This window comes from Microbispora sp. ZYX-F-249, assembly GCF_039649665.1.
In the GTDB taxonomy this organism is placed as follows: Bacteria; Actinomycetota; Actinomycetes; order Streptosporangiales; family Streptosporangiaceae; genus Microbispora; species Microbispora maris.
In genome coordinates this window covers 242006-251026 of the sequence record NZ_JBDJAW010000007.1, presented here as the reverse complement: position 1 = coordinate 251026, position 9021 = coordinate 242006, and the positions used below count along the sequence as shown (strand labels likewise).

At 71.3% G+C, this 9021-nt stretch carries 10 protein-coding genes, 1 tRNA gene and 1 pseudogene; 4 read left to right on the top strand and 8 right to left on the bottom strand.

Annotated features, from left to right (window positions below; genetic code table 11):
* A pseudogene (locus AAH991_RS12120) lies at positions 1-247 on the bottom strand (hypothetical protein); the annotation flags it as partial.
* A 298-nt stretch (positions 248-545) separates the two neighbouring features.
* Entirely contained in the window at positions 546-1010 is a 465-nt protein-coding gene (locus tag AAH991_RS12115; protein WP_346225869.1) for a MarR family winged helix-turn-helix transcriptional regulator, read from the bottom strand.
* Between the two features lie 30 nt (positions 1011-1040).
* On the opposite strand from AAH991_RS12115, the gene AAH991_RS12110 reads away from it, so the two are divergent.
* Positions 1041-2123: a GNAT family N-acetyltransferase gene (locus AAH991_RS12110; protein ID WP_346225868.1), complete on the top strand. Its 1083-nt coding sequence runs from the start codon at positions 1041-1043 to the stop codon at positions 2121-2123.
* A 100-nt stretch (positions 2124-2223) separates the two neighbouring features.
* On the opposite strand, the gene AAH991_RS12105 is transcribed toward AAH991_RS12110, so the two are convergent.
* Positions 2224-2799, bottom strand: a complete 576-nt coding sequence (locus AAH991_RS12105; protein ID WP_346225867.1) for a TetR/AcrR family transcriptional regulator — start codon at positions 2797-2799, stop codon at positions 2224-2226.
* Positions 2800-2952: 153 nt separating this feature from the next.
* Here AAH991_RS12105 and AAH991_RS12100 point away from each other — a divergent pair, with 153 nt between their 5' ends.
* Positions 2953-3774 carry an SDR family NAD(P)-dependent oxidoreductase gene (locus tag AAH991_RS12100; protein ID WP_346225866.1) on the top strand — a complete coding sequence of 274 codons (822 nt, stop codon included), beginning with the start codon at positions 2953-2955 and terminating at the stop codon, positions 3772-3774.
* A gap of 643 nt (positions 3775-4417) precedes the next feature.
* Here the strand turns inward: AAH991_RS12100 and AAH991_RS12090 are convergent.
* Positions 4418-4642: a hypothetical protein gene (locus tag AAH991_RS12090; protein WP_346225865.1), complete on the bottom strand. Its 225-nt coding sequence runs from the start codon at positions 4640-4642 to the stop codon at positions 4418-4420.
* A 618-nt stretch (positions 4643-5260) separates the two neighbouring features.
* Here AAH991_RS12090 and AAH991_RS12085 point away from each other — a divergent pair.
* The gene (locus AAH991_RS12085; protein ID WP_346225864.1) at positions 5261-5749 is read left to right on the top strand and encodes a DUF4232 domain-containing protein; all 489 of its coding nucleotides are present in this window, start codon (positions 5261-5263) and stop codon (positions 5747-5749) included.
* 188 nt (positions 5750-5937) lie between these two features.
* On the opposite strand, the gene AAH991_RS12080 is transcribed toward AAH991_RS12085, so the two are convergent.
* Positions 5938-6014: transfer RNA gene (locus AAH991_RS12080), tRNA-Ile, on the bottom strand.
* Between the two features lie 231 nt (positions 6015-6245).
* Between AAH991_RS12080 and AAH991_RS12075 the strand changes: the two genes are divergently transcribed.
* On the top strand, positions 6246-7244 hold the full coding sequence (locus AAH991_RS12075; protein WP_346225863.1) for a substrate-binding domain-containing protein: 999 nt from the start codon (positions 6246-6248) through the stop codon (positions 7242-7244).
* A gap of 52 nt (positions 7245-7296) precedes the next feature.
* Here AAH991_RS12075 and AAH991_RS12070 read toward each other — a convergent pair whose 3' ends face one another.
* The 3 genes from AAH991_RS12070 to AAH991_RS12060 all read right to left on the bottom strand — a co-directional run bounded on the left by AAH991_RS12070 (position 7297) and on the right by AAH991_RS12060 (position 9019).
* Complete coding sequence (locus tag AAH991_RS12070; RefSeq protein WP_346225862.1) at positions 7297-7911, bottom strand: TetR/AcrR family transcriptional regulator; 615 nt, start codon at positions 7909-7911, stop codon at positions 7297-7299.
* 49 nt (positions 7912-7960) lie between these two features.
* Complete coding sequence (locus AAH991_RS12065) at positions 7961-8698, bottom strand: SDR family NAD(P)-dependent oxidoreductase (RefSeq protein WP_346225874.1); 738 nt, start codon at positions 8696-8698, stop codon at positions 7961-7963.
* Positions 8699-8779: 81 nt separating this feature from the next.
* A complete protein-coding gene (locus AAH991_RS12060; protein WP_346225861.1) occupies positions 8780-9019 on the bottom strand; it encodes a hypothetical protein in 240 nt (79 codons plus the stop codon).
* Positions 9020-9021 lie beyond the last annotated feature (2 nt).

Below are 9021 nucleotides of genomic sequence, written 5' to 3'. Positions count from 1 at the left end.
GGACCAGGGCGATCGAGCGGTCGAGCAGCCAGCGCAGCTCCGCAGTCCACAGTGGAGAGCCGGGGTCGGGCCAGCCCGCCATGATCTCGGCGGCATCGTCCGGCCGCACCGCGAGCCGGGCGAGGATCGCGGGCGCGTCGGCCTTGGCGGGCAGCGGAGCCGACGGCAGGTCGCCCGCGAGCCCGTGCACACGGTCGACGTTCTCGACGGATACCCCGAGCCGGGCGGCGATGTCGTCAAGATCCACGCGGACGACCCTACCGGCCGATCGGCGTCTTCCACAGCCCCTACCGCTCCGGCGAATCCCGCCCCGACGACCGGTCCGCTTCGCGCGCCGATGGTCCTGTCGGTGATCACGCGGTCGGCAAGCAGCGCGCGGACGCTACGACGCGGATCACCCCCCATCCCGCCGGAACCGGTCGCGCTGATGCTCGAACAGGTCGCTTCGCCCCTCGCGGTCCGGCCGTGCACCCCGCGTCACGCGGCCGTGTCCCCATGGCTCGACGCCGGGGGTCCACTGGTGCGGCCCCGGTTTCCGATGTTGCTCATGCGGGTTCTTCCAATTTGCGGGCGATGCTTTCCAGGGCGGACAGGTCTGCGGGCGAGAGCCGGTCGATGACGTGGCGGCGCACCGATTCCAGGTGGACCGGGGCGGCGTCCTCGAGCGTTTCCAGGCCGTGCTCGGTGAGGACGAGATAACAGCCCCGGCCGTCTTCCGGGTCGGGCTCACGTCGCACGAGACCGCGGGTCTCCATGCGGCTGGCGTGCCGCGACAGGCGGCTGCGTGACCAGCCCATCTTGGCGGCCTGCTCGCGCAGCGTGCTGGCGTGGCCCGGGCGCTCGGAGAGCGTGCTGAGCACCTCGTAGTCGGGGTCGGACAGGCCGATCGCGGCCAGGTCGTGCGCGGTGCGCGACTGGATCGTGATCATCATGCGGCGCAGGGCGCGCCAGGCGCGTTCCTCGTCCGCGTCGAGCCAGCGCACCGTCTCGTTGGTCCAGGTCTTTGACATGTAAACAAGTTACCAGCTACGTTTGTTTCCATGTCAACGAAACCTGTGCGGGTCCTTGTCCTCGTGTGTAGCACTCGTCCCGGCGCTCTCGGCCCGGTGGTGGGCCAGTGGCTGATCGGCGCGATCGCGCCGCGGGCCGCGGAACTGGGTGTGGAACTGCTGCCGGTGTCCCTCGGCGACCTCGCGCTGCCGTTCCTCGACGAGGAGGACGAGCCGGCCTCCGGCGTCTACCGGCATGAGCACACCAAGCGGTGGAGCGCGATGGTGGACGCGGCGGACGGCTTCATCGCGGTCACTCCCGAGTACAACTACGGCATGCCGGCGGCGTTCAAGAACGCCCTCGACTACCTGGGCCGGGAATGGGCGTGGAAGCCGATGGGGTTCGTCAGCTACGGCAACACCTCGGCGGGCACCCGGTCGGTGCAGCATGCCAAGCAGGTGGTGAGCACGCTGCGGCTGGTGCCGCTGGGTGCCACGGTCGCCCTGCGCATCGCCGACGCGGTGGACTGCGGGCGCATCCGTCCGGACGCCGGCCGTGTGCAGGCCGCCATCGGGGTGCTGGACGAGCTCGTCCGCCTCGCCCACGCTCTGCGGCCGATGCGCGAGCGGGCCCGCTCGGGTCCGGGGGAGGTGCCGGTGCCGGGGTCGTACGTGAGAGCGCTGACCCCGGACGACGCTGCGGAGGTTCTGGTGCTCCAGCGTTGCTGCTGGGTGGAGGAGGCGCAGGCCAACGACACCCTGGCCATCTCCGCTCTGGAGGAGTCGCTGGAGCAGGTGCGCGCATGGCTGGCCACATGGCAGGCCATCGGCCTGTGGCGGGACGGCCGGCTCCTGGGCATGGTGCGCGCACGCCGCGTGGACGACGACTGGCACGTGGGTCGCCTCGGCGTCGTCCCCGACCTGCGCGGCCAGGGTGTGGGGCGCTGGCTACTGCGCGAGGCCGAGGCCGCGGCCGACGCCGGATGCCGCCGGATCGCGCTGTCCACCGGTGCCCGGAGCCGGCACAACATCCGCCTCTACCACGCCCAGGGCTACCGCACGGAGTCGTCCGACGGCACGACGGCCTTCCTCGCCAAGCCCGTGCCCGCGGATGGCGCCGTAGGGGTTTCCTGACGAGGAGCGAGACCGCTGCCCCAAGCGAACCCTGCCGCAGCCGCGCTCGGCCACCTCGTCGCCGAGCCGGACGGGAACGTCCGGTGCCGCAGCTCTCGGCTCAGGCGCGTGGGCCGGCGCCGTGCAGCAGGGTGTCGACGATACGGGCGGCGAGGGCGTCCGGGTCGGCGCCGTCCGCGTTGCCGTGCAGGGATTCCCCGATGAGCGCGTAGTAGACCCGGCGCACCCAGTCGAGGTCGGCGGCTTCGTCGATGAGCTTGTCGGCTTGGGCCCGCCTCAGCACGGCGGTGCAACTGCGGGCGATGTCCTCGTGGAGGACGGCGGCCTCGCTGCCGGGGTCTGCCGGCAGCCCCAACGCGAACGCCCAGGCGCTCTTCACCTCGAGCACGTTGGCGGTGATCCTGTGCATCGCCACCAGCGGCGGCGCGGTCTCCGGCCGGCCGTCGTCGACCGCCTGGGCGAGCTGGCGGGCCGCGGACGAGGCCAGTGCCTCGATCAGCGCCTGCCGACTGGCAAACCGCCGGTGAATGGTCGTGCGGGCCACTCCCGCGGCTGCGGCGATCTGCTCCATCGAGGCGCCCGGCTCTTCGGCGAGCAGCCGCTCTGCCGCCTCCAGGATCACGCGGACGCTGCGTTCCGCGTCCGCCCGCAACGGTCGTGCTGCCGTCCCACCCATCACGCCTCCTGTCCGGCCGCTTACCAGTAACACACTACTTGGATGATGCCGTCGCACTCCTATTTGCGTCACTTGTGTTGCAGTTTCTAGCATTACTGACACATACTCAGTTCAGTTGCCATCGACTCGGATGCCACGATCAAGGAGATCCACGTGCACAACACCGCCCTCATCACCGGAGCGTCGTCCGGCCTCGGCGCGGAATTCGCCGCCCAGCTCGCCGCCCGGGGACACGACGTGATCCTGGTGGCGCGATCCGGCGACCGGCTCACCGCCCTCGCCCAGCGCCTGACCGCCGATCACGGCGTCCGCGCCCACGTGCTGGTGCAGGACCTCGCCGAGCCGGACGCCGCCCGCCGCATCGCCGACCAGTTGACCATCCGCGGTCTGAACGTCGACCTCCTGGTCAACAACGCCGGATTCGGCACCTGTGGCCGTTTCGAGGAGATCCCCACAGCCCGCGACCACGACCAGCTGATGGTCAACGTCGTCGCACTCGTCGACCTCACCCACGAAGTGCTGCCCGGCATGCTGGAGCGTGGCCGCGGCGCGATCGTCAACGTCGCCTCCAACGCCGCCTTCCAGCCCTCCCCGTACTTCGCCGTCTACGGCGCGGCCAAGACCTTCGTGCTGAACTTCGGCCTCGCCCTGCGACAGGAGTACCGCCGGCGCGGCATCCGCGTGCTCACCCTGTGTCCCGGCCCGGTCGAGACCGCCTTCTTCGACACCATCGGCACCCGCAACGCGGCCGTCACCGGCTCCATGACCACCCCCGAACCCGTCGTCCGCGCCGCGCTGCGCGCGCTGGAGCGAGACCGCGGCTACGTCGCCCCCGGAATCGGCAACGCCCTCACCGCGCATCTGACCCCCCGCCGCCCCCGGACCCTGGTCGCCGCCATCGCCGAACGCGTCACCCGCAAGGTCCTCACCCCCTCGGCCGCCGCCCCCTCGACCGTGGCGGAGCGCACCGCGTGAGACCCTCCGCCGCTCCTGACGCTGTGCTGGGTGCCCCCGGTGGCGCAGGGCGTGGTACCCGCGATCACGCTCTCCACCGGGGAGGTAAACCGCTCGTGGTTCCTTGCACTGCACCTTCCGGGCGGCTTCCGATGGCCGGCGATCATCGTCGTGATCGTCTTCGGGCTTGTCCTGCTCACCACAGGTCTGGGGATCGGGCTCCACTACTTGGCCAGATCGCGGCCGATGTCACCCGACCCCGGCGGCAGACACACCGCTCACGGAAGGCGGTCCTGGGCCGTCCTTCACTTGATTGATGCCGCCGGACGAAAGCCCATGCCAATCGCCGTGAGGTCCTGCTCGTAGGCGCCGTGCCGGCGGGCGCACCGGGCCAGGTCCCGGTCGTGGCGGAATGCGCGGCCCCGGGTGACATGCGGGTCGAAGGCCCAGTGCTCCTTGCTCGGCACCTCGATGGGGGCGCCCGGGTAAGGGGCATAGAGGGTGGAAGTCCACTCATCGGCGTTGCCCCGCCATGTCCAGCACCCCGAAAGGGCTGGCACCTTCGGGGAACGAACCGACCGGCGTGGTGGTGCCGATGCCCAAGTCCACCAGATTGGCCAGGCCCGTGCGGTACTCGTCGCCCCATGGGAACTCCCGGCCGTCGTCACCGCGGGCGGAGGAACTGCGGCATCTCGGCCGGCGAAAGGATCAGGCTGCCGTACGGGTCGACGCGTTCCAGCATCGGATGCGTGCCGCGCCCGCGTACCCGGGCGACGAGACGCACGAAGACCTCCTCGGGGTCCGGTGCGACGGCGACGGGAGCGAGCGTCCTGCGCTTCGGGCTGGTTCCGCGTTGCTCCACCCTCATCAGCACCACGTCGACGCCCATGATTCACACCCTAATCAGGACCCCGGGGTGACTCCCGCGGGTTCTGCCACGGGCAGTCATGTGCTCAGCGGACAAAGCATGACGCCGTGAGGGGCCTCGGCGGCCTGTTTCCCCTCGCTGTAGCCTGAGATCGCTATGCGTCACGCTCGAATGCGTACCATTCCCCGCAGCCTTCCGGTCGTGCTCGCCGGTGTCCTGCTCCTCCCGGCCTGCGGATCGGAGACGGTCGCAGCACGGCGCGACGGTTCGCAGCCCATCCAGGGGTCCGGCTCGGCCGACCGGCGCGGCGACCCCTCATGCGGGGTCCCGTCCACAGGCACGCCACCTACGTCCGGCACTTCGATGCTTCCCGGGGGCTCCGAGGAGCTGGAGAAGGACGGCGTCACGATAACCGGCGTGATCGGACGGTCCCGCAACTGCGACCTCCCGTTCTCCGCCGAGTTCCAAGTCACCAATCACGAAACCGAACCCTTCACGTTCACCATCGGCTTCGAATTCATGTCACATTCCGGTGAGGTGCTGGCAGGTACGACACAGACGGTTCCGGCGGTCGAACCCGGTCAGACTGTGCAGCGCACAGTCGACATGGGGAACCTTCCTTCGCAGGAGTCCACTGCGGTGGGCGTTCGAATCGCCAAGGTCAGGAGCGTCCCGGCGGACGAGGCGCCGGCCCCGGCAGGTCCCTGCCCGCCCTCCGGCATTCGCATCTCATTAGGCAACGCTGACGCCGCCCTGGGGCTCCGCGTCGTGGGACTCCGCCTGGAGAACTGCTCGACCCGCGACTACCGCCTCGACGGCTACCCGCAGCTCCAGCTCCTCGACGAGGACAGAAAGCCCGTCACCAGCGTCGAGGTCCTGCACGGCGGCGGCTCCATCGTCACCGGCTTCGACGACCCGCCACGGCCGGTGACCCTGCAGCCGGGCCAGAGCGCGTCCGCCGGCCTGATGTGGCGCAACACCGTCACTGCCGGCACGCCCGTGAACCTGCCGTACGTCAGGGTCACCGCCAAGGCCGGTGCTCCTCCCGTGATGGTGACGCCGGAGCTCGACCTCGGCACAACAGGGGAGCTCGGCGTCAGCCCGTGGAAGAAGGACGAGGTTCCGTAGTCGCCGTCGACCCGCCGCAGGAGGAAGCGGGCCTGGCCGGCCTGGCTTGTCTCCGCGTCGATGGCGGGTGGGAGCCGGGCCTACCTGGAAAAGAGGCCCTGCTGCTCCCGGCGGCTGTCGGCTGGATGTCCGGACAAGCGTGATCGACCACGAAACCGCCGGTGAGACCGCGGATGGCTGGTCGTACGTGGTAGGGCGGGTGGGACTTGAACCCACGACCCACGGATTATGAGTCCGATGCTCTGACCGGCTGAGCTACCGCCCCGCAATGGTGGAGTCTCTCACAACTTAGCGGCTGAGGGGATCGGGGATCGGCGGCCTTCGGCCCTGGGCGTAATCCCTCCCGATCACCGTGCCGGTGATCGTCCACACTGAGCCTGGGGCTGACCTTCTGAGAGTTATGCGGCATATGTCGGGGTATGTGACTGGTGAGGCGATACCGCTCCACAAGACGGCTCTGCGAAACGTGGCTCCGCAACGAACCTGGGGGTGCCCCGTGGGGAGACGACTGGCGGGCGTCTGCGTGCTGCTCCTGATGTCCCTTCCCGCCTGCGGCCCGGGCGGGCAGGAGCGGGGAGCGGAGCTCGGAGCGGTCGGCGAGGTGCGGGAGGGCTTCACCGTCGGCCTGCTGCTTCCAGGCGAGGGACCTGACCGGGCTCTGTTCACCCGGGCCCTGGCCTCGCTCTGCCCGCGCTGCCACGTCCAGTACGCGAACGCCGGGGGCGATCGGGCCCGGCAGGGACGGCAGATCGGCCGGATGCTGGCCGACGGGGTGCGGGTGCTGGTCCTCGGCGCGGTGGATCCCCGGACAGCCGCCCCCTGGGTGGCCCGGGCCAAGCTCTCCGGGGCGAAGGTCATCGCGTACGGCCGGCTGGCCAACGGGCCCGTGGACGCCTACGTGGCGACGGACCCGGCACGCGTCGGGCGGGAGCAGGCGCTGGCCCTGCTCCGTGCCATGAAGGTGGCGGGTCCGGTGCTTGTCCTCAACGGGACCGGTTCGGATCCGTACGCCGCGGCGGTGAAAAGGGGCCTGCACGCCGTGCTCGACGGCCGGGTGACGATCGGCTGGGAGCGGGATGTGGCACGGCCGGAGGAGGCCGTACGAGAGGTGGTGGCGGCCGTCGCCGCGCTCGGCGGGCCCGCGAAGGTGGCGGGCGTGTGCTGCGCGAGCGGAGCGGCGGCGCAGGCCGTCGCGGCGGAGATGGCGAAGGCGGGAATGGGCGGGGTGCCGCTGATCGGTTATGACGGCCGGCGCGGCACCGGTACGCGAACGGTGACCGTGCGCCCCGACGTCGCGGCCGAGGCGTCCGCCGCCGCCAGGCTGGCGGTCGAGGTCGCGGGCGGCAGGACCGTGTACGGAACGGCCGTCGTGTCCAACGGGACGACGGTCTCGATCCCGGCGGTGCTGGTCCCGCCCGCCGTGGTCACCAAGGAAGGGGCTTCCAGAGCCCCCGATCACGGGACCGGCCGCAAACAGGGCGCGCCCCCGCGCTGACCCGTCCGCGCTCGGCGGGCACGCACCAAGCACGCGTCCGCACGGCTGCATGTCACGGGTTCCGGCCCTCGCGCCTGCCGGTGGGGACGCTCAGGCCGGGGTGGGGCGCATGCCTTCGAGCAGGGTGGCGAGGTAACGGCGGGCGGTGTCGGCCCGTTCGGCGGGGGGCGCCGCCGTGGACGGTGACGGCGTGGGCGATGCCGCACATGAGCGGGACGAGGTCGGCGGCGGTGAGGTCGGCGCGGATGGCTCCGGCCTGGCGGGCCCGCTCGAGCAGCGTGGTGCCGGTGGACGCCAGTGACCGCTCGAGTTCCGTGGTGCGTGGCAGGGCGTCCGTGGCCGCCGCGGCGATCGGGGGCAGGGCGGCGTCGGTGACCTGTGCTTCGACGAGGCGGTACAGGACGCCCTCCAGCGCTCGCCGGGGGTCGGTGTCGGCCAAAGCCCGCTCGCCATGCGCGACCAGGGCTTCCAGACAGCGAGCGGCGACGGTCTCCAGAAGTGCCTCGGGGGTGGCGAAGTGCCGGTAGACCGTGGCGACGCCGAGACCTGCCCGGCGTGCGATGTCGTTGAGCTGCAATGGCGTGCCCTGGTCGACCAGGTCACGGGCGATGGCGACGATCCGCTCCCAGTTGCGGGCGGCGTCTTTGCGCAGCTGTGTGCTCGTCATGTGGGAAGAATCCGGGTCGCTCGTCTCGGTTCACGGGCTCGTCGTCCGATCATATGCGGGCGTTCCCGGGAGGCCTGGCCGTCGGGCGGCTGGGGACGCACCGCGTGTGGTCATGCGCCCACAGGTGCGTGCGTCTCGCTGAGCAGGCGTACGGCCTCGGCGATGCGGGGGTCGGTCGCCGCACGGAACGGCGCGACGGGGTGTGCCGGGGCCCGATGACGAGGCCGGTCCGGCCGGTCAGCGCGTCGTCGGTGGCGGCGATGATCGAGGGCCTGGCCGCCGCGGACGCCGGACCGGAGGTGGAGCGTGCGAACTTGCGGCCCACCAGCGGCCACAGCAGCCGCAGGGCGGGAGAGACGATCTTCGGGCCGGACATGGTGCCGTCGGTCATGTCGGTCGCGGCGCCTCCGGGGTCGGCGGCGAAGACCGACACGCCCGTGCCGTTCAGCCGCCTCGCCAGGTCGAGCGTGTAGGCGAGGTTGGCGAGCTTGGCGCGGCCGTACCAGTGGAAGCCGTAGTAGCCGCCCGGCGGCTCGACGGCGTCGAACACCCGCTTGGCGGAGACGACCGCGCCCGAGGTCACGTTCACGATCCTGCTCGGCGCCCCGGCGGTGAGTGTGGGCAGCAGCAGTTCGGTCGGCAGGTACGGCGAGAGGTGGTTGACGACGAACGACGCCTCGACGCCGCCCAGGTCGGCGCGCTCGGCGAACATCGCCCCGACGTTGTTGACCAGCACCGTCAGCGGTTCCCCCGACGCGGAGTGCTCGCCGGCGATGCGGGCGGCCAGCGCGCGGACCTGGTCGAGCTAGGCGAGGTCGGCGGACAGGAACCGGCCGGGGTGCGCCGGTGACCGCGGCCGGGAAAGGGGTCATTCCTCCTCGTCGGAGGGGGCGGGGGCGTCGGACGGGCGCAGGCGCTCCCAGAGCAGGAACGCGGCGCCGACGACCAGCATCGCGATGCCCGTCCACAGGTTTATGCGGATGCCCTCCGCCTTCTGCACCTCCTGGGCGCTGTCGAACAGCCCGGTGACGGTGAGGATCAGGCCGTAGACCAGGAACAGACCGCCGATCACGCGGCGGATGTCGAAGAGCCGTTGCGGGGCGGCCATGG